The 21,342-nt window shown below is 43.3% G+C and carries 23 protein-coding genes and 4 pseudogenes; 10 read left to right on the plus strand and 17 right to left on the minus strand.

All coding sequences use genetic code 11. The features are described 5' to 3' along the window. The 4 genes and pseudogenes from CIK99_RS16140 to CIK99_RS14555 all read right to left on the minus strand — a co-directional run. A pseudogene (locus tag CIK99_RS16140) lies at positions 1–159 on the minus strand (IS1380 family transposase); the annotation flags it as partial. A 147-nt stretch (positions 160–306) separates the two neighbouring features. Continuing rightward, positions 307–696 carry a hypothetical protein gene (locus tag CIK99_RS14540; protein ID WP_094382218.1) on the minus strand — a complete coding sequence of 130 codons (390 nt, stop codon included), beginning with the start codon at positions 694–696 and terminating at the stop codon, positions 307–309. Positions 697–711: 15 nt separating this feature from the next. Next, a complete protein-coding gene (locus tag CIK99_RS14545; RefSeq protein ID WP_094382219.1) occupies positions 712–1,440 on the minus strand; it encodes a hypothetical protein in 729 nt (242 codons plus the stop codon). 647 nt (positions 1,441–2,087) lie between these two features. Beyond that, on the minus strand, positions 2,088–2,324 hold the full coding sequence (locus tag CIK99_RS14555; protein WP_094382221.1) for a hypothetical protein: 237 nt from the start codon (positions 2,322–2,324) through the stop codon (positions 2,088–2,090). A 652-nt stretch (positions 2,325–2,976) separates the two neighbouring features. On the opposite strand from CIK99_RS14555, the pseudogene CIK99_RS16145 reads away from it, so the two are divergent. Then, positions 2,977–3,183 (plus strand): annotated as a pseudogene (locus CIK99_RS16145) (PD-(D/E)XK nuclease family protein); the annotation flags it as partial. 50 nt (positions 3,184–3,233) lie between these two features. On the opposite strand, the gene CIK99_RS14565 reads toward CIK99_RS16145, so the two are convergent. Together CIK99_RS14565 and CIK99_RS14570 are read right to left on the minus strand one after the other, a co-directional pair. After that, positions 3,234–4,100, minus strand: coding sequence for a nucleotidyl transferase AbiEii/AbiGii toxin family protein (locus tag CIK99_RS14565; protein ID WP_094382223.1), 867 nt, complete (start codon positions 4,098–4,100; stop codon positions 3,234–3,236). Continuing rightward, entirely contained in the window at positions 4,097–4,681 is a 585-nt protein-coding gene (locus CIK99_RS14570; protein WP_094382224.1) for a type IV toxin-antitoxin system AbiEi family antitoxin domain-containing protein, read from the minus strand. Before CIK99_RS14570 ends, CIK99_RS14565 begins: the two co-directional genes overlap by 4 nt. A gap of 890 nt (positions 4,682–5,571) precedes the next feature. Between CIK99_RS14570 and CIK99_RS15055 the strand changes: the two are divergent. The 6 genes and pseudogenes from CIK99_RS15055 to CIK99_RS15060 form a co-directional block, all read left to right on the plus strand. Next, positions 5,572–5,679: pseudogene (locus CIK99_RS15055) on the plus strand (DUF4172 domain-containing protein); the annotation flags it as partial. A 27-nt stretch (positions 5,680–5,706) separates the two neighbouring features. Beyond that, positions 5,707–6,732: a hypothetical protein gene (locus CIK99_RS14575; RefSeq protein WP_094382225.1), complete on the plus strand. Its 1,026-nt coding sequence runs from the start codon at positions 5,707–5,709 to the stop codon at positions 6,730–6,732. A gap of 76 nt (positions 6,733–6,808) precedes the next feature. Continuing rightward, positions 6,809–7,192 carry a hypothetical protein gene (locus tag CIK99_RS14580; protein ID WP_094382226.1) on the plus strand — a complete coding sequence of 128 codons (384 nt, stop codon included), beginning with the start codon at positions 6,809–6,811 and terminating at the stop codon, positions 7,190–7,192. A gap of 17 nt (positions 7,193–7,209) precedes the next feature. Beyond that, positions 7,210–7,458, plus strand: a complete 249-nt coding sequence (locus CIK99_RS14585) for a hypothetical protein (RefSeq protein ID WP_094382227.1) — start codon at positions 7,210–7,212, stop codon at positions 7,456–7,458. Between the two features lie 373 nt (positions 7,459–7,831). Beyond that, positions 7,832–8,371 carry a hypothetical protein gene (locus tag CIK99_RS14590; RefSeq protein ID WP_144008022.1) on the plus strand — a complete coding sequence of 180 codons (540 nt, stop codon included), beginning with the start codon at positions 7,832–7,834 and terminating at the stop codon, positions 8,369–8,371. A 5-nt stretch (positions 8,372–8,376) separates the two neighbouring features. Then, on the plus strand, positions 8,377–8,571 hold the full coding sequence (locus CIK99_RS15060; RefSeq protein ID WP_144008023.1) for a hypothetical protein: 195 nt from the start codon (positions 8,377–8,379) through the stop codon (positions 8,569–8,571). Positions 8,572–8,825: 254 nt separating this feature from the next. On the opposite strand, the gene CIK99_RS15480 is transcribed toward CIK99_RS15060, so the two are convergent. Genes CIK99_RS15480 through CIK99_RS15630 form a run of 4 tightly spaced genes read right to left on the minus strand, consistent with a single transcriptional unit; the run spans position 8,826 to position 12,149 of the window. Beyond that, a complete protein-coding gene (locus tag CIK99_RS15480; RefSeq protein WP_158216001.1) occupies positions 8,826–9,002 on the minus strand; it encodes a hypothetical protein in 177 nt (58 codons plus the stop codon). A gap of 54 nt (positions 9,003–9,056) precedes the next feature. Then, positions 9,057–9,413: a hypothetical protein gene (locus tag CIK99_RS14595; protein WP_094382229.1), complete on the minus strand. Its 357-nt coding sequence runs from the start codon at positions 9,411–9,413 to the stop codon at positions 9,057–9,059. Between the two features lie 7 nt (positions 9,414–9,420). Then, positions 9,421–11,874 carry an FAD-dependent oxidoreductase gene (locus CIK99_RS14600; protein WP_094382230.1) on the minus strand — a complete coding sequence of 818 codons (2,454 nt, stop codon included), beginning with the start codon at positions 11,872–11,874 and terminating at the stop codon, positions 9,421–9,423. Between the two features lie 20 nt (positions 11,875–11,894). Further along, positions 11,895–12,149, minus strand: coding sequence for a hypothetical protein (locus CIK99_RS15630; protein ID WP_216822815.1), 255 nt, complete (start codon positions 12,147–12,149; stop codon positions 11,895–11,897). Between the two features lie 180 nt (positions 12,150–12,329). Between CIK99_RS15630 and CIK99_RS14610 the strand changes: the two are divergent. Further along, positions 12,330–12,941 (plus strand): annotated as a pseudogene (locus tag CIK99_RS14610) (transposase); the annotation flags it as partial. A gap of 21 nt (positions 12,942–12,962) precedes the next feature. Here the strand turns inward: CIK99_RS14610 and CIK99_RS14615 are convergent. The 3 genes from CIK99_RS14615 to CIK99_RS14625 are packed head-to-tail and all read right to left on the minus strand — an operon-like array spanning position 12,963 to position 15,152. After that, the gene (locus CIK99_RS14615) at positions 12,963–13,259 is read right to left on the minus strand and encodes a nitrous oxide-stimulated promoter family protein (RefSeq protein WP_094382238.1); all 297 of its coding nucleotides are present in this window, start codon (positions 13,257–13,259) and stop codon (positions 12,963–12,965) included. A gap of 55 nt (positions 13,260–13,314) precedes the next feature. Continuing rightward, on the minus strand, positions 13,315–14,427 hold the full coding sequence (locus CIK99_RS14620; RefSeq protein WP_158216002.1) for a gamma-glutamyl-gamma-aminobutyrate hydrolase family protein: 1,113 nt from the start codon (positions 14,425–14,427) through the stop codon (positions 13,315–13,317). Between the two features lie 14 nt (positions 14,428–14,441). Next, on the minus strand, positions 14,442–15,152 hold the full coding sequence (locus tag CIK99_RS14625) for a DUF1349 domain-containing protein (protein WP_254047826.1): 711 nt from the start codon (positions 15,150–15,152) through the stop codon (positions 14,442–14,444). A gap of 183 nt (positions 15,153–15,335) precedes the next feature. Between CIK99_RS14625 and CIK99_RS14630 the strand changes: the two genes are divergently transcribed. Next, on the plus strand, positions 15,336–15,878 hold the full coding sequence (locus CIK99_RS14630; RefSeq protein WP_094382233.1) for a carbonic anhydrase: 543 nt from the start codon (positions 15,336–15,338) through the stop codon (positions 15,876–15,878). Positions 15,879–16,311: 433 nt separating this feature from the next. Here CIK99_RS14630 and CIK99_RS14635 read toward each other — a convergent pair whose 3' ends face one another. The 4 genes from CIK99_RS14635 to CIK99_RS14650 form a co-directional block, all read right to left on the minus strand. Then, on the minus strand, positions 16,312–17,052 hold the full coding sequence (locus tag CIK99_RS14635; protein WP_094382234.1) for an SDR family oxidoreductase: 741 nt from the start codon (positions 17,050–17,052) through the stop codon (positions 16,312–16,314). 85 nt (positions 17,053–17,137) lie between these two features. Continuing rightward, on the minus strand, positions 17,138–18,388 hold the full coding sequence (locus CIK99_RS14640) for a nucleoside hydrolase-like domain-containing protein (protein ID WP_094382240.1): 1,251 nt from the start codon (positions 18,386–18,388) through the stop codon (positions 17,138–17,140). A gap of 110 nt (positions 18,389–18,498) precedes the next feature. Next, positions 18,499–19,053 (minus strand): HXXEE domain-containing protein, encoded by a 555-nt coding sequence (locus CIK99_RS14645; protein ID WP_094382235.1) that lies wholly within the window; start codon positions 19,051–19,053, stop codon positions 18,499–18,501. Positions 19,054–19,083: 30 nt separating this feature from the next. After that, the gene (locus CIK99_RS14650; RefSeq protein WP_094382236.1) at positions 19,084–19,470 is read right to left on the minus strand and encodes a rhodanese-like domain-containing protein; all 387 of its coding nucleotides are present in this window, start codon (positions 19,468–19,470) and stop codon (positions 19,084–19,086) included. 678 nt (positions 19,471–20,148) lie between these two features. Between CIK99_RS14650 and CIK99_RS14655 the strand changes: the two genes are divergently transcribed. Beyond that, entirely contained in the window at positions 20,149–21,180 is a 1,032-nt protein-coding gene (locus CIK99_RS14655; RefSeq protein WP_094382237.1) for an SO_0444 family Cu/Zn efflux transporter, read from the plus strand. The last annotated feature ends 162 nt before the right edge of the window (positions 21,181–21,342 follow it).

Here is a 21,342-nt window from a genome sequence, read left to right on the forward strand (position 1 = left end):
AACGCTCATCAGCGAACGGACTATCTCGCTGAACTGATATCCGAAGATACTGCTGCATCTCTGACCCAGTGTTGAGTCGATAACGGGTGAAAGCATGGAGTCAAATTTCTCCATGATTGAAAAAATTCCTCCAAAAGGTGTGAGTTTTTCGAATTTTATTTGTACCTTTGCAGCGCCTTGTTACGATTTTTGCTTGTCTTCTTTTCGCAACACTAAGGTAAGTGAAAATTCTGACATGGCAAAATCCTGGGCAACTTTTTGTTGCTCAGGCACTTATAAATAATGTTAAACTATAGTGTTGCGGAATTAAGGAGAAATAGAATTTTTGGAACAATACTCCTTAAAATTCTGGATGCATTTAGGGAATAAAGGAGATTTTGCGATTTGCCCAATAGTCCACTTTTCTGCATTGATGCCATTATTACCGTAAGGAACTACTTTTTCTATTCTCTTTAGAACTTTTTTCTCTGCAGTAGTTAATGCTCGAAGCGAAGTCCTGAGTCCTACTTTTGTTGTCGTACGACATTCTTTTCGAAGCGAATTGATACTTAATTCCTTACCAAAATGCTTGATTTCGGACTTTATAATCGTTTTACCTTCTTTTTCGAGATACGATTTTACAAAACTCTTTCTGCCAATACTTATTCCACAAAATATGAATAAAGATATTATTGCAGACCATATATATTTAACCATAGAATAATTGTTTTATTAAAATAATGTATTGATAATATTTGAACTTATTACATTCTCCAGTTCCATGCTAAGAACGACATACTTATATGTAAGCCACAAGAACAGGCATGCCCATATAATCATAAATAAATAACCTATTCCCCGACAAATCGTATTATTTTCGTCTTCAACAGAAGTAAAGATACTAAAAAACACATAAGCAACAATAAATCCAATCACCCAGCCTACAATATATGCAACAAAGGAACCTATCAGAATATCTATTAAATCATATGCACCATAGTACTCAAGTTCTTTAATAAGTGAAAACGCATTGTCGTCAATAATTTCTTCTTGCTCCAACGAATTTAATTCCATATACTCAATTTCGTTTCCTTTATGAAATGTGTTGTATGTATCAATTTCTCGATTGATAAAACTATTTATACTATCCGTACTAAGACCTACACTCACGACAGCTTGATACCAATCACCTTTTCTTGTACTATCGTTTACAAAAAATGAATGTTTCAGCATTCTTATTGGTTGAAGAGTCCAAATACTAGTCTGCTCATCAACCAATTCCGACGTTTTTTCTTCAACATAGCCATTTATTTTTTCAGTAAGGTAATTCTCAAAAGACTCTTTTTCCTGATATATGGATGTGTCTTTTTCGTCCTCATTGTCACAACTGGCAAAGAGTAAAGTGAAAGCAAATAATATAAAAAGAACAAATAATCTTTTTTTCTCAAAACAGGTAATCATAATTGTAAAAGTTTTCAAGGTACGCGACTTTTGAAGTCATTTTTACCACTAATATTTTTTTGTCAAACTGAAAGCGCAGACCTCGTGTCGATATTCTGCAACGGAGGTCCTGAGAAACCTTGAAGGTGGAATATGACAGAAGTCCGCGCTATAGTAACGCGGAAACAACTGCACCACATTCCCCACCTTCGCTATCATGTCCGCTTTCGCAGACAGGGAGTTCTCAGGTTCCCGTTTGGTGAGAATGAAGCACTTTGCTTCGCTATTCAGTATGTCAACGAAACGACACGAGGTCGTATCTGTGGGCAAAGATACAAAATCTTTTTAATAAAACAACACTAAAAGCAAAAAAGTTGCATTCTTCTGTCAAAATTCCATCTATTATTTAGTCGATTCCTAACATGTCACAGATATAGTTTGCAGTAATGCGACTTGCTTTGACAAGAATCTTTAGTAATATAATCGGTAGAATGATAATTGCAGTCCATGTGTACCAGTGAAGGTCGGCCAGGCTTTTTGCATCCTGTTCGCCAAGCAATAGCGGTACTATTATCACAATTGCAGCTAAAGCAGTTCCTCCAAAGGCAAATAGTATAATCAATGTGATTATGGTAGTAAGACATCCTCTCATAACATTTACTCCTTTCTTATTTAATAATAAGGTATATCAACCAGCTAAGCACCCTGCAGGTTATCAAAAAGGCGATAGCTCCAATGACCAAGCATAGTAAGGCTGGCCAAAGTGCGATACATTCCCAACGCTCAGACAATACTTTTGTGGCAGACATAAGGGTAATACATGGCACGGGGGCAGCTGCAATACACAAAAACACCGCAATCCATTCGGCAATGCTCTTGCGCTTATTTTTATTGTTCTCTTCCATAATTCTTATTTTAATTCAACATTTTTTAATATTGGCTGCAAAATTAGTACAGAGGTATGCGAAATTCCCGCATACCTAGAAAAAAATGCAAGGTTAGGTGTTATTAGCTATGGCTTCGCGATGACATGTTAAAATCAAACTCATTCTGCACGAAAAATGAGAAAAATGAGCCTGAGTTCAAGATTATTTTGTATTTTTGCAAACAGAATGTGGTGTTTGTTCATGAAGTTCAATCTTCTGGACTTGCGAAGCATTTACAGTTAACGATTGTAAGACTGAAGTCAAGCAATCTAGTGTAAAATATAATAAAGATAAAATCAAGAAATGAGAATGAATCTGCCATTGAGCCATTTTTTCCCTGAAAAATGAGGCAAAATGAGCAGAATGAGTCTAAAAAGAGGTGCCAGTACTTTACACTAACTCTGTAAGTAACTGATACTCAGTATCGTCTAGCCGCCGCACAGGCAGCAGTGGAAGAATAATCCTTAGATGCTGATAATTAATGAGACAAGAGGCAAGTGCTTAAACAGCAGGCACTTGCCTCTCTTCTTTTCAACACGTTCTACACGTAACAAAAGCAGTCCATGATGCCTCTGGTTTACAACTAGTTTACAATATTTCGGAGGGTGGTTTACAAAAAAATAAGGACGTAATGCAAATACTACTTGACAAAATATTGAAACTAGTCGAAAAAGACAGAAGACTTCAAGCCCAGAGAATCAAGGATGGAGATACATTCAATGTGTTTTCTATTCTTGGTCTTCAGAGTTATGAGGTCAGGACACATTCGGCTTTCATTGGAGAGTTGTTATCTCCAACAGGAAGTCATGGATGTAATGACAAACTCCTTGCAGCTTTCCTGAAATCGGTTATTATATATGTAGTAAAGAAGCGGGGGCGATTGTTCAGTTATCGTCCCAAGACATCTTCCTTCCAATATTCTTGTAGATTCTCTTTAATGCAGTTCATTACATCAGAGAAGTCAATATGTTCCTTCCAACGAATCTTTTTCAAGAACGCTTTCCACCAGGCATTACGTGTGTCGTCTTGGGCAAACGTGTTCGTGAACAGGGCGAGGTTATCTTTGTATGATGTATTTCTGTTCTTGAAGGTGCTGACTATGGCTTCTTCTAGAAGAGCTTTGTCTATTTCATGATAGGTGAAGAGCTGGTACACATCAAAGAAATCCTTCATACGGCTGTTACTCTCGTCGCGGTCAACCATGGTGTGAAACTTCTCAGCAATCAGCGTTTCCTGCGAATAGGCATAGATTTCTACAGCTGGAACATCGGGAAGCAATAATGGGTAATCCAATGAGACAGGATAAGGCGTAACCACATCACCGAAGCCAATGTCAACAGATACCTGCTGCACTATAGAGTCCAAGTGGGCCACAACCTTCACACAAGTGCCTGGGTATTTCTTCTCAATGGCTATCGGTTCCAGTTCAAGAGAACCAGCATCAAAACGGACACCATCATCCTCACATTCCACACTGCATACCTTTTGGAACACTTCTTTAAGACTGTCCCTATCATTGCTGATGCGCTCACCGAGCAGGTCAATGTCGATGGTGGGTCGAGCCTTAAAACCATCCAATGCAAACAGCAGGGAACTTCCTTTCAACAAGAAGTGGCTTTTATAAGGGCTTGCTGAAATGCGGAACAACAAGCGTTCGTGCAAGTATCTCACCAGCACCTTCATGTAATCCTGCTTCTCCTCTTTTGCCAGATTTAGCAGACGTGTCTTAATTGACTTTCCAATATTCTTTGTCATAGTCTGGTCTCCAGATATTTAGTCAAGATGTTCTTTACTCTTAGTCTCCCTGCGTATTCATGGAGAAGTGTGATGTTGCGATTCTCATTTTTGAGATAATTGTCAATTACCTCACCGCACATGTCAAGACCTATCTTGTTGCGGTACTTTACGGCATCGCATACAGATCGCTCCATGTCTGTGATAAGAACCTTGTATCCTGAAATCTCCTTTTCCACAACGCCAAACTCAAGGTTCTCCTTCTTCCAATAATATAGGTCTATGGGAGGGTATTCGGGCAGACGTACCTTTCGCTTGGCATCGATGGCGATACATGTAGCTGCTGGCACATGCGTAGAAAGTCCATAGTGGGCAAATGCACTATAAAGGCAAAGCACCCCGTTAGGTACTATGCGCTGTACATCAATCATATTGTTTGCCAGCGCAGAAGTCTCGGCATAAACACCTTGACGGATTCGCATTAGCGTTCCGTCAACTGTGGCACGGCGAAGGTGTTCATAATCACCACGGCTTTTCACTTCACTTGTGGTCATGAAACCACCTTGCTTTTGCAGTGTTTCTATGATGTCTTTTCTATCCATCTCATTCTCTATTTTGGGTGCAAAGTTACAATCATTTTTTTGTAATCACGAATGTTATTCGTAAAAAGTTACGGAGAATATGAAAATTCCCCGTAGATTACTACATTTACGAGGTATTCGTATTTATCAGAGTCTCATTTCGATTAAAAGAGAAAATATGGCAGCAGGTTTAAGTTTACATTCATCCATGTATATATACATGACCTTTTCAAACTTGAAAAATAAACTTGCCTGTTCTCAATTCAAGTTTACCTACCTTATTATATATAAGCCCATCTAAACTTAAACCTAAACTGCATGGACTGGCAAGCTTTTTCTTTTTACCGAAAGAGAACTGCCCTCTGGAGTATATGATTTGGTGCTTGTTTATCAATAATACGGCTTATTTTGCATGAAAAACGCGAATAACTTGCAGGAAGTTTGGTGTTCTGTAGATTATTCGTTAATTTTGCAAGCAAAATTTGCAGAACGTGCTAAAATGCACGTGAAGCGATAAGTATTAACCCTAAAAAATAGAAAGGACAATAGCAAAGAATAGAAATTAATCGATTGGCACATGGAAGCAGAATGTGCAGTACATGCTCTAAATGTTTCCCAAATGTTTCCCAATCCCGATATATGTTGCTGATAATCAATGCTCGTTAGCAGCCGCCCAGGCAGCAGTAGAGGAGTAAATATCACTCTAACATAACTAACAAAGGGACCTGTCCGCTTGGGCAGGTCCCTTTTTAGTTTCCAGAATAAGGCTTCTGACGATTTTTCGATAAAAACGTCGCAAAATTTGCGTTATTTTGCAGGTTTGTTTGGCGATTCGGAATATTATTAGTATTTTTGCAGTAGATTTTGCGACATTTGTCGTTGTATTATGTTGCACAAAGTAAGAATGCATGATGTTTATACACGAAAGAGATAATTGGACAAGTTTTCGTTGGGACGATTCTCGGGTGTCGCTCCTTCAAGAACAGGTATGCCGAAAGCAGGGAATGCTTTATGATAGGTCATTAGCATAGTCAAAGTATAATAATATGGCATATAAACAAAATTCTATCAACGAAGCCTATTGGCGAAAATATACTGAAGAAGCATCCAAATTCTACAAGGAAAAGATGTTTCAACTCGGTACCAAGGATGAACTAAAAGGTTCTTTCCATGGTATTGATGCACCAAACCATATGATGTACAAAATTGACACTCTATATAGCAAGGATGGGCATCGTGCCTATGAGTTCTTGTTAGAATATGACATATATGAGCCAAACGTTGGCATCTATTATGGATGTAAAGGGTTCACATTGGATGGCTATGATCACGATACTGAAATTGAAAATTTCAACAAGGAATGGGAGCAGTTAAAAGGATTGGTATGTACCATACTAAACAACACCTTCCCTGGTAAAAACTTTGCCATGCGTTTCAAAGCCACAAATAATGCTAATGATAATACGTACTGGCCTTTCTGGATTACCTTACAAGAGGAAGAAGACATTCATGAAGTTGGACTTCGAGCCCTGAAGCTGATTCGCAATGTATATAGAAAGATGCTTGAAGAAGATATTATTGAAACAAAAGAATTTCCTGTGTTCAAGAATAATCCTGATAGCACCTCATTTACTCAGAAAGCATATACTCAATTCATAGAGAAACTGTACATATACAAAAGAGGTAGAATGGGGAGAATCGTTGATGAAGAAGCTACGAAGAAAAATATTCTTCTATTTGAAACCTTCATGAACAATGCTGAAAAAAAACGAATTATATATCGTGACTTAAATTACGAATACGCTTGGCAGGTGCAAGAATATAGCAATTCAGATTTCATCAGACTCTTTTCTGCATTCTTTCAGTATATGGCTGATCATCACTTAATCAAAACGCGTGGTACTACAGGTGTAGCAAACATTCCTTGGAAGGAATTAAGCAGATTTATTCTATCTCCGAAGGGTTTGCCTTATGGTGAAAGCCTGCGTACACAAAAAGAAGATGCATTGTGTATGCCTGATAATGAAGTTAGGCATTGGCGTGATTTGGTTCAACATTTGTTGACCGAATAGCATCGGATTTCTATACGTATAGATAAGTAACAGTATTTTCTGCATACCTTTGCAGGTAAATTAAAAACAATTAAATATGTCAGAACTAGAAATTTTTACATCAATGTATGAAGACTGGGTTGGGTTTGTCCAGAATACACTTGCTGGTCATTGGATTATATATATAATTGTCCTAGTAGATATGATTGTGACCACGTCAATTGCCATTTTGACCACAGATGTTATCTCATTAGCCAAACCACTTAATCAACGGAAGGTTTGGGCTATTTGGCTATTTGGCGGTTTATGGGGTGCACATTGGCTCTGCTTAAATCCAGAGAATAATAAATATCGCTATCCAGATACATTGCCTGCGCTTAAAGCTATTAGTGACACAATTGCGCAGAATCCTTTGGCACAATTAGCTGCATATACAAAGGCAATTGAGAGTGATGACGAAATACTGAAATTAGATTTTTAAACTTAAATATTTGTAATATGGGAAAAATGGAAAATTCAAATGTTTGGGGATGGTTTAGTGTGAGTTTCATTTTAGGAATACTTGCAGCTCTTTTCATTCCTTTTGTATATGTGAATATATGGATGATAATTGCTATAGTAGCGATTGCTGGTGGAATAGCAGTCTTTGTCGGAAAGATAAAAGAATTGAATTGGATTGATGTTGGTTTTTCTGGTGCAGTTATCGGCCTTCTAGCAGGTTATTTCGGTAAAATGCTCTTCGGGTAATTCTATACGTATAGACACACACTCAACACAATGCCGTAACTTTGTCATCGAAATCAAGGTTACGGCATTTCTTATGCCACTTGATGTTCGCAGAATAAAATAATATGATAGTTTAAATTAAAAACATTACAATTATGCTTACAGAATTTTTTATGGGACTTCTCAAAGTTCTTGTAGTTACGACAGTCACTTATACAAGTATGTTTCTACAATTAAAACTATGGTAAGGAGGTAATATATGAGTTCACGGTTTTTCTATCCTTTCGTTGGTAGTAACTATCAAAAAGGAATTCAAGGTAAAAAGGTATTGATACTTGGTGCTAGTTTCTATTGTCCTCAGACAGATTGTAAATTTTTCAATATCTGCACAGATGTGGAAAAGAAAGACTCCAGTCCTTGTGACAAGACATGTCCTGTATATATGAGTGATGGTAAAACGCTTCATGACGAGCCTACCTATTGTATCGGAGATGCGCCAAGAACCTATCAGACGTTTGCTGGCTATATTTCAAAATTTATAGGTACTGAAGAATACGACACAGTGTGGTCTCATCTAGCCTTCACCAATTATGTACAGTTCTTCTTGCCTGCGACATCAAAAGGTTTCAGGGAAACAAGATGGTCAGATATGTCTGAAAGAGATTTCGAGTCTTTTATACAAACTGTAAAAGAGATCCAGCCAGATATTGTAATACTCTGGGGGTGTGTCATCAATTCAAGATTAAAGGAAGATAATGTGTTTGTTGTCGACAAGCAAGCTTTATCTTCAACTGGAGGATATTTGTGTCATATGCAAATTCCTGGAATAAACAAGCAGATTACATTACTTAATCCTTATCACCCATCGTCCAGTGCATGGCACTCCGCTCTTTCAACATTCGATAATTATTTTGTTCAAGCTTTAAACGAATAATCTTTATGAAGTATTTCAAGACATTGATATTATTAGTAATTCTGCTTGCAGTTCACTCATCAAGAAGTAATGCTCAATCCTTTAGACGACAAGGACTCTATTACTGGATCAACCAAAATACAAAAGAAGCTAGAATTTCTAATGCAGATAACAGGGATTCTCTTATCGTTCCAGATTCAATTGAATATGATGGTGTATAATATCCAGTTGTAGAACTAGGGAACAGTGCTTTTATGGGTAATACCATGAAGAAACTAGTTAGGGATTGTCGTTTAATTCTTTCAGTCGTGGACGCATAGAGGTCAGCTTGGTATCTTGATGCTCCATGCGACCAGTTTTAATTGCTTTTTGCTGGTATAACGGCACTCCAAAGTCGTGTATTTGCTGCCTTTGCCGATAACAGATTAGGAGTTCTCTTCGGAGGACTCCATCTTAATTCCGTTTCAGATGTCTCTTATGCCGTCTTGTTCTCTTTCAGCTCTGCCAGACGCTCCGCCAGGTGGACTGCGTTAGCATCCACACCAAACAGCCGCTTGTGCATCTTGATGCAATGTCCGAGTCTTGTGCCCTCATTGAAGGCGTTGAAGGAGAGTTTCTCGATGAAAGATAATGCCGAGGGTTGACTGCTCACGCACGGTCAGCACCTCCTGCTCATTATGTTCGCGCATCATCCTTCCTATTTCCTTCAGGATCTTTTCCTGAGCACTTCGAGTGCCTTTGCATCGAGGGTGTCTGCGATGTGCAGCCCTTGGGTTGCCTGTTCCTCCTGTATGTCGGGATAGACCCAGAACTCCCTCCATTCGGATGCCATGGCATATCCCTTCTCACCCCAGTGTACGTTGAGTACCCCCACCAGTGCCGTCACCTTCTCCCCCTTCCCGTTGGTCTGCATGGATCCTGGCAGGCTGACGAAGCCGTCATAGGTGGCCTTGGCACCTGTGCCGAAGTGCCACTTGCCGGAGAGGTCAATGTGCTGCTGTGCCTCCACGCTTTCCATGCAAGTGGCAAGAAGGAGACAGATGAGGGGCAGGAGTTGTTTCATAGATGTTTTAGATGAAAAGGTTCACATTGGCCTGTTCGGCTCGTTCCATATAGCTTGCCACACCTCCCACGGTGATGTTGTCGAGCAGTTCCTCGCGCTTGACGCCCATCACGTCCATCGACATCTGGCAGGCGATAAACTCTACCCCGTTGTCGATGGCCTGCTGCCGGAGAGATTCCAGGGAATCGACTCCCTTTTTCTTCATCAGGTAGCGCATCATCCTGGCTCCGATGCCCAGCATGTTCATCTTCGAGAGAGCCAGTTGCGTACTGTCGGAGGGCAGCATCCACGAGAATATGCGTCCGAAGAGGTCTTTCTCAACCTTCGGCTTGCAGGTTTTCTTGATGGCATTCAGTCCCCAGAAGGTGAAGAAGATGCTCACCTTTTTGCCCGTGGCGGCTGCCCCGTTGGCGAGGACGAAGGTGGCGAGCGTCTTGTCAAGGTCATCGCTGAAGAGAATGAGCGTCTTTCCCTGTGCTCCGTCATGCACCTTCACGGTCTCAGAGGCACAGGGGGTGGCTTTCTCTATCTCCACGATGTGTATGCCGCCCTCGGAGCGTCGGCCCAGGAAGCGGTGGCCCGTGGTGCGGCACCATGCCTCGGCATCCCTGGGGAAGCCTGCATCGGTGGCCCTTACCTCCAGCCGTTCACCTGCCTGTAGCGAGTCCATGGCCTGCTTTATCTTCAGTATCGGCCCGGGACACTGAATGCCGCACGCATCCACCCTGACGACATGGCTGTTGCCGCATGAGCAGGCGGGGTCGGGGCAGGTATCGGGCGCTTCTGCGTGGTCAAATCCCTTGGGAGTGGCTGGCCGGGTTATGGCTGCCTGGTAGGTCTTCAGTCCGCCCACAAGGTTGGAGACGTTCCCGAACCCATGTCCCTTCAGTATGTTGGAGGCCAGGTAGCCCCTCAGTCCCACACCGCAGAACAGCCACAGGGGGCGGTCGGTGGGTATCTCCTGTAGCCTCTCCCGTAGGTCGTCCAGGGGGATGTTTCTTGCTCCGGGGAGGGTGCCCAGGGCAAACTCATCGGGCGTACGTACATCTATGAGTATGGCATTCTCCCGCTCCGCATGTTGAATGTCGCGCCAGTAGAGGGGCTTCATTTTTCCTGTAAGGATGTTGCCTGCCACGTAACCGGCAATGGCCACGGGGTCCTTGGCCGAGGAGAATGGCGGTGCGTAGGCATGTTCGAGGCGTGTGAGCTGCTCTGCCGTGGCTCCCTGCTTGATGGCCAGGGCCAACTGGTCTATGCGCGTATCTACTCCGTCGTAGCCCACAATCTGTGCTCCGTACAGGCGACCGTCTTCTGGCGAGAAGGTGACCTTCAAGCTCATCTGTAGGCTTCCGGGGTAGTAGCCGGCATGTGAACCCTGGTGTATGGTGGCGGAGAGGTAGGGCATGCCCATCTGCCTGAGCCGCTTGGCAGGCAGTCCGGTGGAGGCCACGGTGAGGTCAAAGACCTTGGCAATGGCGGTCCCTATGGCGCCTTCATACCTTACGCTGTTTCCCATGACTATGTTGTCGGCCACGATGCGTGCCTGGCGGTTGGCCGGACCGGCCAGGAAGTTGAGCCAGGGCTTGCCGGTGATAGGGTGGGGGAACTCGATGGCATCGCCCACGGCATATACGTCCTCCTCGGAGGTCTGCAGGTATTCGTTGACCCATATCCCCCTCATCTCGCCCAGCCGGAGTCCAGCTTCCTGTGCCAGCCTCGTCTCTGCCCTTACGCCTATGCTCAGCAGTACCATGTCTGTCTCCAGGGTGATGCCCGACTTGAAATGCACTGTCAGCATGCCGTTTTCCCTCGAGAAACTCTCCACGGCCTGTTCCAGATAGAGCTTCACGCCCTTTTCCTGGAGATGCTCATGGACGAGTGCGGCCATGGAGTAGTCGATGGGTCCCATGACCTGGTTGGCCATCTCCACGACAGCTACGTCCAGTCCTGCATGTTTCAGGTTCTCTGCCATCTCCAGACCTATGAAGCCGCCTCCCACGATGACGGCCCTGTGCACCTTTCCTCCGTCCAGGAATGCCTTTATCCTGTCCGTGTCGCTGACGTTGCGGAGCGTGAAGATGCCCTCGCTGTCGATGCCGGGCAGAGGGGGAACGACGGGGGAGGCTCCGGGCGAGAGCAGCAGTTTGTCGTAGGTTTCTGTATAATCCCGTCCGTCAGCTGTGCTTACCGTCACCGTCTTCTTCGTCGTGTCTATCTTTGTCACCTCGCTCTCTGTCCTCACGTCTATGTGGAACCTCCTGCCAAATGCCTCTGGGGTCTGGACGAAGAGTTTCCCACGTTCCTCTATGATGCCGCCTATGTAGTACGGAAGTCCGCAGTTGGCGTAGGAGATGTACTTTCCTTTCTCTATCAGAAGAATCTCTGCCTCTTCTGTCAGTCTTTTTATGCGTGCTGCTGCCGTAGCGCCTCCAGCCACGCCGCCAATGATGATGATTCTCATGTTCTGGTTTGTTTTTTAGGTTATTGATTTTGATTATACCCAGCCGCCTGATGCCCTCCATCAAGAGTGATGACTGTCCGTTTTCCGTGTTTTTCCCACTTCCAAAGCGTGTCCAGTATTTGCTGTCTCAGGGCAGTTAATATATTTGTAGGTGCAAAAATATTGCTTTTCATTGATTTATCCAAATATTCCAGCCACTTTTTGCACCAAAACATGATTTTTGTAGGGGAGATGTTGCACAAAAACGGGTCACCTGCATAACCGTGTGTGAACATACACACTAAAATCGTTATAATTTCGTTTTATAATAAGTTTGATCTGACCAATGTCGAGGTTAAACCCAAGGAGAAGACCGCCACACGGGATACACACTCAGAGGAGGCCTTTGTGAACGTTGTCCATCTGTATCTTGACGAGAATGCGTTGACACCAGATAATCGTTTGGGACGCTTGACATCTCCGAAAGCATGCGCCAGATTGTCAGTGCCTGCTTTCCCAAGGCCATGATAACCCTTGACCGTTTCCACCATCAGCAGTTCTGTCTGGAAGCATTGCAGGAGATACGTATCGGACACCGCCGTGAGGCAATGACGGAAGCGGCCAATGCAAGGGATGGCTTCGGGGCTATGATTAAAGACCTGGCCGAGAGCGGAAAGCCGCTCGTCGACGCGGAAGGCAATCCTATCCGCAGCGATGCCGCATACCACCCTAAGAGACTGAGGAACAACGAGACAAAGGCTGAACTGTTCATACGAAGCAGGTACCTGCTGATGGTGTCGCTGGAGAAGTGGACCGCAAGCCAGAGGGAGCGTGCGGAAATACTCTTTGAACTGTATCCCGATATTGAGAAGGCATACAGCCTGACGCACTCCCTGAGAATGATATTTGCCCAAAAGTGTGACAAGGAAGCAGGACGAAGAAGCATCAAGAAGTGATATGCCAAGGTGGGGGAATTTGACAACAAGGCATTTAACGACATCGCTGCCGCAATGTACGACAGAGAGGATGAGATCCTAAACTACTTTGTAAACAGATCCACAAATGCATCGGCTGAATCGCTCAATGCCAAAATAAAGGATTTTTGTCTTTTAACGCATCAGATGTTTGATAGCTGCAATTGGATGGTAGATAATCATTCTTGGTCCCGACCATCGCATTACAATTCTGATACGCTCTTTCATCTCTGGCCGATAGCAATGCACAGGGCATTTCTTGCATGTGGGCTTATGCTCGCCATAACGGCATCTGTCGAGTCGGCAGTGGGCATAATCCAACAGTTCCTTGCAACGTGGGCATAGTTCGTCATGCCCTTCGCATCTCCTGCAATACAGACGAATCATCTGCTCCACCACAGCCTTTTCTTCTTCAATGCGAGTATGCTTCATTTGTCAATCCTGCAAGTACTTATTATATAGGTACTTGCCTCTGTTTTATTAATATTCAGTTTGTTGGCTTTGAGGCCTTTCGTGTTTTGATAAGGGTTATGAAGGAAGTTATGAGGTTTTTAGCCTCTTTCATTGACATGAATCTGTCTTTGTTGGCAGCTCCTGTGCAATGTTTCACTATTGCAGCTTCGGGGTGGAACTGGAATCCCATAGCTAACGTCTTGTCCGTACGCTCTATGGCTTCTATCATTTTCATGCCATTCACAATGGTGTATCCTGACATTACGAGCGGCGTGCCTTCAACGCTAAGCAGTGCCTGGTGATGCCATGAAGGAACGTTGTGAAGCAGTTCGCCAGCCATGTCATAGAGTTTAGTACCTTTGACAACCGTGACATCATGGGGTGAATAGTCTCGATAAGCATCAGGCGAACTCTTCTCGTTGCGGTGGATATAGTCATACGTTTCATCTCTTTGAGCGAAGAATGTGGGAATATCCTGAATAACGGTTGCTCCGCTGATGACGCCGAGCATCTGCATACCGCGGCAAAAACCAAGTAGGCTGATGTCTTGTTTGAGACAGTATGCCATGAGTGTATAGTCGTTCACGTCGCGTGTGGCATTATAGTCACGCTCGGCTTCAATGCCATGCCAGGGTAGGGGATTTGCCAGCAATGTGGGGCTTACATCTTCACCACCAGTGAATATGACGGCATCCACACTCTTCACTGCATCGCCGGCATTGCTGTTGTCAACCGATGCGCGTAGAGTGCTTGCAGCCGAAAGCGTGAGATGTCCGGCCTCGTCGATACAGTCGGCTGTCACCTCTCCATCTTGGTAGGTAATGTCATTGCATTTCACTTGGGTGAGCAAAACTGGTGTGGCGCCACATTCCTTGATGGCAGTCACAACATTGGTGTAGAATTCTGAGTCCAGATCACTTCGCCATGAGATGCCGATTGTTACAGGACTATCCGATGGGCTGTTGTTGTCAGAGTCGCTACATGAGCCCAAAAACAGCGACAGGAGTACTAATAGCAGTACATTGACTCTGGATGTTTCAAATTTGTTTGTCATAAGTTGTTTTGTTGTTATAATATGCTGTATGCGTTTCGGGTCGCCATTGTTATAGTCAATCATGGCGAGAGCCAATTCTTCTATTTTGTTCATCTTCAAATCTTTATTCAATCCGGTTGCTGCCCATCGTGGGCTTTCCATGCACATTCTGTCAGCTTCATGTCGGTGAAGACGGCCTTAAAAGACGACTGTTCCGGAGAGCAGGCATATATGCCAAACCGAATCTTGCCTCCACCATGATGCATGTGGCATACTCGCATCTGAGTGAAGCGCACTCCGTCTTGTGAGCACTCGATGCAATAGTCGTCTTCTCTGCGCGAGAGCCTGTACCACATTGTCTTTACTTGGGCGGGAATTGCCGTTGTCGCCCAATCAGAATATCCGTTGTTTGTCACTACGCTTCCCAAATGTTGAAACTCTTCGTTTTCATACTCCACACTGCCCTTTAGCCAGTTGTCGCTGTCAAGGTAAAGCACAATACCACATTGGTCAAAGCGATGATGGCTTTCAGTGAAATCGGTCTTCACGATGAAGCTGAAAAATTTCTCCTCTGTCTCCATCTGGAAAACAGGTGCGTTGTCGTTGCGGAAATGATAATAGGTGCGTTGCCAAAGGTCGGTGCAAGGTTTGGTTACCACCTGGATGGTGTCGCCCTTGATGACGCAACTCTCAGGTTGTCGTGTCCATTTGAAATTGTCGATGTTCAGAGTCATTGAAAACTCCTCAGCCGGATGAACTATATTATTGCCGGCAGTGGCCTGACAAGGAAACAGGCCCGACAGCATAGCAAAGATGCTCATGATTATCATTTTTTTCATTGTCTTTTATATTTGTGTGCAAAGATACAATACATTCGTTAAAAAACAAGCAAAAAAGGCATTTTTTTGTTATTTAGCTTGCTGATACAACATTCTTTCAGTAATTTTGCCGCAGATTTTGCAAATATAATACAATATTATGGCAAGCAATAGTAATAAAGAGTGTATTAAAGGATTACAAATATGATAGACGAGATTATTGAATTTAACAAGACATTCGTGGCGGAGAAGGGCTACGAGAAATATATCACAGACAAGTATCCTGACAAGAAATTGGCAGTATTGTCGTGTATGGACACCCGACTCACCGAACTACTTCCAGCAGCACTTGGATTGAAGAACGGCGATGCCAAGATCATTAAGAATGCAGGAGGACTGGTTATCTCGGCTTTCGACTCAGCCATGCGCAGCCTGATTGTCGCCATATATGAGTTGGGAGTAGAGGAAATAATGGTTGTGGCCCATTCTCATTGCGGAGCCTGTCACATGAGCTTCGATCATTTCCGCCATGAAATGACAGCACGTGGGGTGACTGACGAAACACTTGACACTATCGAAAAATGCGGGATAGACTTGCATCACTGGCTTGAGGGATTCAAAGACACTCCCACATCGGTGAAAAAGACGGTTGAGACAATCAAGACCCATCCGCTTGTGCCAAAGGATATTGTGGTTCGTGGATTTATTATTGATTCTGAAACAGGAAGGTTAGAGGAAATTCAATGATAGATGACGAGTTGACAAATGGCTATTTTGTCTGACAATCACTTGTTAAGTGAATGCCCTATCCACTTGACAAGTGAATGCCCTATCCACTTGCTAACTGAATACCCTATTCACTTGCTAACTGAATACCCTATTCACTTGGTAACTGAATACCCTATTCACTTGGTAACTGAATGCCCTGTTCACTTGGTAACTGAATGCCCAGTTCTTATGACCTTAGAATACCCTGTTCTTATGACCTAAGAACAGGCATTGTTATGCTTTAACTACTCAGCCCCGTTATGCTACTCCTTTACTAAGTGGGTCTCGACATCCGAGGCTTCAATCTTGAAGTATGATTCTATCCACTCCCTGTTGAGGCGAATGAAATCATTCCTGTATTCCGGCTTGTAGGTTTCGATGCGTACTCTTGTGGGTAAAGAAAAAACTTCATTCATTTTACTTTCATTTTTATCCAAATTGACCGCGGAATCATCTGCCAGAAGAAGACAAGCAGACGATAGAGCCAATTGATGGTGATTACTGGTTTGCGTCGCTCTATTCCATCCACTATACTTACGGCAACTTTTCTTGCGTCGAGTTGCATGGGGAAATTGCTGCCCTCAATCAATGGAGTCTTGACAAATCCGGGTCGTATATCCGTGATGTGAATGTTGTGTATTTTCCTGATACTCGTCAGTTGGCACAGGCTTTCGAGATAATGGCTGGTGAATCGTTTTGAGGCCGAATATGCCGGTGCGGCTCCGAGTCCTTTTGTCCGTGATATAGAACTGATGACGGCTATCTGTCCATCCGTTTCGGGATGCTGTTCAAAATAGCGGAAGGCTTCGCCCACAAGTCTTGCCATACCAAGGCAGTTGGTTTCGATGGTGGTCAACTCCTTACCGGCATCGAGAGCCGTATTCTGGTATCCGATGCCGGAACTATGGAAATACAAGTGCATGCCTCCCAACTTGCCGATGAGTTTGTGCAGACCGTCAACAGCCTCGGGGGTATTGACATCAATCACCTCGTATGCCACGACACCATCTATTTCGTCCGACATCTTTGCGAGAATGTCTTCCCGTCTTCCGGCCACACCGATGCGCCATCCTCGCCTTGCAAGGATTAGTGCCACCTCATGGCCAATGCCCGAGGTGGCTCCCATCACTATTGCTGAACGTTTGTTGTCCATAAAAATACTATTTAATTTAGATATGTATCGTGTGATAATTATAGGAATTTAACAGATACTTATGATATTACCGATAGTCTCTTGTTCAACCTTTTACATTAATTACTATCCTTCTGTATGAGCAAAGATTTGGCAGTGCATTGTCACTAACCTTTAATATAATATGGATGGTCTTGCCTCGTGCTTCCTCGGGAATTAGAATGCGCATTCTCTCTGTGTTAGGGCTTTCTAATAATAAATTTCCTTTGTAAGAGGATGGTTCTTTGTAAAACTGCCACACAAATGACAATGGATTACCATCCGGATCAAAACTGTTCTCAGCATTCAGACATATTTCTTTACCAGCCTTAGCTGAAACAGTGATGATACGTCGTGACTTGTCATTCCCAATGACAGCCACGGGATGATGATTGGCATCAGAATAATTGTTTGTCACTGTCCATGCCATTCGGGCCATGAAGTCATTATGAATATCATCAGTCCAGATGTTTATTGCCCTGCCTCCCTCTTCCGATGCGCCATACATCAGGTAAGGAGCATACTGCATCTCGTCCAAATTGTTTTTCTTGACCCAATCCATGCTTTCGATATTCTCCTTCCGAATACGCGAAAATCGGCCTCCCCAACCACCATAGTCGATGTGCTCAGGACTGTTGAGACCATTATTTATGCAATATAAAAATGAGGGGGAATCACCTTCAGTGGCCCATCTTCTCGAAGCATATACCTTCCCCAGTGGTCCTACCTCCTGTACATGTTTCCTATACCATTCATCATTCTTAGGCCAACCATATACACTCTTGTTACGAATGTAAATTAGCTTAGGATAATTCTTCGCTATCCACGCTCCTGCATCATCCTGCCCGAGAATGTCATACACTCTCAGTTTGCTCACAAATTTGTCCACATCTTTTGGAGAGCGAGTATGACTTACTTTCCATAGAGCCTGTGCCAGTGTATTCATTCCCGACCATGCCGCAATCCACAACGGACGAGCATCCTTTTTGTCCACTGCCTTGATAATCCACTCCGACCCCTCGGAGTCTTTTCCTTCTCCCACACAAGCCATTGCAGCATGAGGCTGTCCTGTTTTTACCATCTGACGGATGGAGCTTGCATTTGGATACCGTTTGTCATGAACAATCAAGTTGGGTAACACATCTTCGTATGCGTCAATCACGTCATTGATAATGCCATCAGCACCAGTACCGTATGGCACCCATGCGTGTTGGGAAATAATGCCTTCCAGATCTACATCATTCAGCATCACCATAAGATGTACCAACGACTGAATATCGTCGGGGTCGGAACCTCCGATATCTGTCGTAACAATCAATCTAGTGTTACTCTGTGCTAACACAGGGTATATTGCTACTAACTGCACAATAATAAAAAATATCTTTTTCATGTCATCAATAAAATATATCATTAGAGCCTTCACACTCCTCATTCCTCAGAAGCATATTGATGCTCGAGACGAGTATGTGTCTTGTGACATATTTTCCCAATCCAGTGGGCAAATATCAGATTCATTGCCATAAATATAATTCCTGCAACGCCCCATAGGAATAGTTCTACTCCGTTCATAGCATACCAAATGCTTTGCATGCCAAGGTATGAATAGGGTATGAGTAGCACCGAGGTAATCAATCCTGGAACATAACTTTTCAGAACGATTGCCTGAATGATGTGTATTAACAGATGGAAAGAGAAGGCAATGAAGAGGGCAGACCATATTTCCACACAGTAATTGCCTTGAATGAGCACATAACAAGTGCAAAGAATGAGGATGACAAATTCTTCCAAAGCTGCTATGACGAATGATTGTGTGTCAAGAGAAGACAGATACTTGAATAATGGTTTTATTCTTGGGTATTTGTCTTCAAAGATATAGCGATGAGATAGCATCCAACGATGTTGTACTATTGCTTCCTCCGCATCATGCAAAATGAATGCAAGCGGAAATGGCAGTACTAGATATAATACACTTAATGCACTCATATTGTTAGTATTCAGAAATATACGGCCATTTTATCTGACAATTTCCTTTTGGGCATTTATCCACCCAGAAATGCCAGAGTTGAGTTCAACCACTTTATAGCCGTTTTCTACAAGTATCCCTGCTGCCTTCTTGCTTCTTCTGCCGCTACGGCAATATAGCGCAATGGTTTTGTCCTTAGGCAGAAGGGATGTTGCCTTGGTCTTGAAGTCGTCTTTCATTACGTCGATGTTTATGGCCTTGGCAATGTGTCCACTTGCATATTCGTCAATGGAACGAACGTCAAGCCTGACTACCGATGTGTCAGAAATCACTTGTTCGAAGGCTTCTGCGTCGAGGCTTTCGAATTTCTGCTGTTGTGCAGTGCATCCCAAGAGGTTGCACAATATTGCTGAGATAAAAATAAATAACTTTTTCATTTCTTATTAATCAATTACCATCGCCCCAAACAGACCGACATCGAAAATGAACTTGAGGTTTTACTTGCCCAACTGTGATGGGATGGAATTCCATACAAGGTTGATTCGTGGCACCTCGTTTTCAGGGGCTTGTTTGGATGTTTGTAAGCTTTTCTTTCCATTATTTACATTATTATGCACGAACTTCTACCTGCTCAATACATTTTTATGCATGAACTTTAGTCTGCTCACTACATTTTTAAGCATGAATATTAACGGCAAAGTTAGTCAAAATATTCAATATATGGAATGATCTCTTGTGTTATTTATAGGATTTTAACAAAATCTTTCATCTTACTCTCATTCTTATCCAAATTGACCGTGGAATCATCTTCCAGAAGAAGACAAGCAGGCCCAAAATATTTGGTCATTCGACATTATTTTAGTATTTTTGCCGCTTAAATTGCGACGATATTTGATATATTTTGTCGCATGGACATAAAATAGAGTATAATGTATTCAAGTTTCTGAAGTACTTAATTCTAAGAAGTTAAGGAAGAAGTTCCCACTTCCGAAAGTTGAGTAATGTATATACACGAAAGAGATAGAGTGTGAAATTATTAAAAAATGCCTTTGAGTTGCAAAAAATACTCTGTACCTTTGCACCCGAAAAGTTAAACTAATAAGTAATTATGAATTATGAAAGAGGTATTAAGTCTTATTAATGAGATGTCGCCTTATCTTCTTTTGGGCTTCTTCTTTGCAGGTGTGATGCATGCTTTTATTCCAGGTATGGTGTATAACCGCTATCTTGGTGGTAAAGGTTTCAAGTCTGTGTTCTATGGCGCTTTGTTTGGTATTCCTCTGCCATTGTGTTCTTGTGGAGTGCTACCGACAGCAATGTCGCTGAGAAAACAGGGAGCATCCAAGGGTGCCACAGCCTCATTCCTTATATCTACACCAGAAACGGGTGTTGACAGTATCATTGCCACTTACTCGGTGCTTGGACTGCCTTTCGCCGTTATCCGTCCTGTTGCTGCTTTCTGCAATGCCATAATGGGTGGATGGCTTATCAACAAGTTTGGCGATAAGGATGAAGTCGTTCCGGTTGATGCGTCGGCAAAAACTTGCTGCTGCCACCATAAGCAAGAAGAGACGCATCACGAAGGTTTCTTAGGCAAGATGCGTGAAGCCCTGAGATTCGGATTTGTTGAGATGATAGAGGATATAGGCAAATGGCTAGTGATAGGTCTTGTAATAGCAGGTCTGATAACGGTGTTTGTGCCAGATGAATTCTTTGCCTTGTTTCGTGGTAACACTCAGCTGAGCATGCTTCTCGTACTCTGTATAGCCATTCCGATGTACATTTGTGCTACAGGCTCAATTCCTATAGCTGTTGCACTGATGATGAAGGGACTTACGCCTGGAGCCGCACTTGTACTTCTAATGGCTGGTCCGGCATGCAATATGGCATCAATCTTAGTGATTAACAAGACTTTAGGTCGTAAATCTTTGGTGCTCTACCTTGTATCTATCATCACCATGGCCATTCTCTGGGGACATGTGGTAGATTATCTGCTTCCTGCTGAGTGGTTTCAGATGGCATTAAGTGTTGGCAGATGCTGTATAGAGGAAAGTACTTCGTGGTTGAACTGGAGTAGTACCATTGTGCTTGGCATCTTGCTGCTGAATGCCCTCTGGCACACCTATCGCCACCCGCTTAGTCGTTGACATAAATAAAAGTTTATGAATCCTAAAATCCGCAAGCAATCTCAATTGCAGTAAAGAGCTTGAACACTATGCATCATGATAGTATGAGCGTGAATTTTGTCCGATTTGTGCATACCTTCCCCTTACCCCACAATGCGACTTGAGGCAATACGCAGATTAAAA

Origin of the sequence: Prevotella sp. P5-92 (assembly GCF_002251245.1) — a bacterium.
Lineage (GTDB): Bacteria > Bacteroidota > Bacteroidia > Bacteroidales > Bacteroidaceae > Prevotella.

What these genes read in the sequence shown, in the direction of transcription:
- CIK99_RS14630 (WP_094382233.1), top strand. Translation starts at nt 15,336, where the DNA reads ATGATAGACGAGATTATTGAATTTAACAAGACATTCGTGGCGGAGAAG.
- CIK99_RS14620 (WP_158216002.1), bottom strand. Translation starts at nt 14,427, where the DNA reads ATGAACAAAATAGAAGAATTGGCTCTCGCCATGATTGACTATAACAAT.
- CIK99_RS14540 (WP_094382218.1), bottom strand. Translation starts at nt 696, where the DNA reads ATGGTTAAATATATATGGTCTGCAATAATATCTTTATTCATATTTTGT.
- CIK99_RS14575 (WP_094382225.1), top strand. Translation starts at nt 5,707, where the DNA reads ATGGCATATAAACAAAATTCTATCAACGAAGCCTATTGGCGAAAATAT.
- CIK99_RS14650 (WP_094382236.1), bottom strand. Translation starts at nt 19,470, where the DNA reads ATGAAAAAGTTATTTATTTTTATCTCAGCAATATTGTGCAACCTCTTG.
- CIK99_RS14615 (WP_094382238.1), bottom strand. Translation starts at nt 13,259, where the DNA reads ATGAAGCATACTCGCATTGAAGAAGAAAAGGCTGTGGTGGAGCAGATG.
- CIK99_RS14655 (WP_094382237.1), top strand. Translation starts at nt 20,149, where the DNA reads ATGAAAGAGGTATTAAGTCTTATTAATGAGATGTCGCCTTATCTTCTT.
- CIK99_RS14570 (WP_094382224.1), bottom strand. Translation starts at nt 4,681, where the DNA reads ATGGATAGAAAAGACATCATAGAAACACTGCAAAAGCAAGGTGGTTTC.
- CIK99_RS14635 (WP_094382234.1), bottom strand. Translation starts at nt 17,052, where the DNA reads ATGGACAACAAACGTTCAGCAATAGTGATGGGAGCCACCTCGGGCATT.
- CIK99_RS14580 (WP_094382226.1), top strand. Translation starts at nt 6,809, where the DNA reads ATGTCAGAACTAGAAATTTTTACATCAATGTATGAAGACTGGGTTGGG.
- CIK99_RS14645 (WP_094382235.1), bottom strand. Translation starts at nt 19,053, where the DNA reads ATGAGTGCATTAAGTGTATTATATCTAGTACTGCCATTTCCGCTTGCA.
- CIK99_RS14555 (WP_094382221.1), bottom strand. Translation starts at nt 2,324, where the DNA reads ATGGAAGAGAACAATAAAAATAAGCGCAAGAGCATTGCCGAATGGATT.
- CIK99_RS14545 (WP_094382219.1), bottom strand. Translation starts at nt 1,440, where the DNA reads ATGATTACCTGTTTTGAGAAAAAAAGATTATTTGTTCTTTTTATATTA.
- CIK99_RS14595 (WP_094382229.1), bottom strand. Translation starts at nt 9,413, where the DNA reads ATGAAACAACTCCTGCCCCTCATCTGTCTCCTTCTTGCCACTTGCATG.
- CIK99_RS15630 (WP_216822815.1), bottom strand. Translation starts at nt 12,149, where the DNA reads ATGTTCACACACGGTTATGCAGGTGACCCGTTTTTGTGCAACATCTCC.
- CIK99_RS14625 (WP_254047826.1), bottom strand. Translation starts at nt 15,152, where the DNA reads ATGAAAAAAATGATAATCATGAGCATCTTTGCTATGCTGTCGGGCCTG.
- CIK99_RS14585 (WP_094382227.1), top strand. Translation starts at nt 7,210, where the DNA reads ATGGGAAAAATGGAAAATTCAAATGTTTGGGGATGGTTTAGTGTGAGT.
- CIK99_RS15060 (WP_144008023.1), top strand. Translation starts at nt 8,377, where the DNA reads ATGAAGTATTTCAAGACATTGATATTATTAGTAATTCTGCTTGCAGTT.
- CIK99_RS14600 (WP_094382230.1), bottom strand. Translation starts at nt 11,874, where the DNA reads ATGAGAATCATCATCATTGGCGGCGTGGCTGGAGGCGCTACGGCAGCA.
- CIK99_RS14565 (WP_094382223.1), bottom strand. Translation starts at nt 4,100, where the DNA reads ATGACAAAGAATATTGGAAAGTCAATTAAGACACGTCTGCTAAATCTG.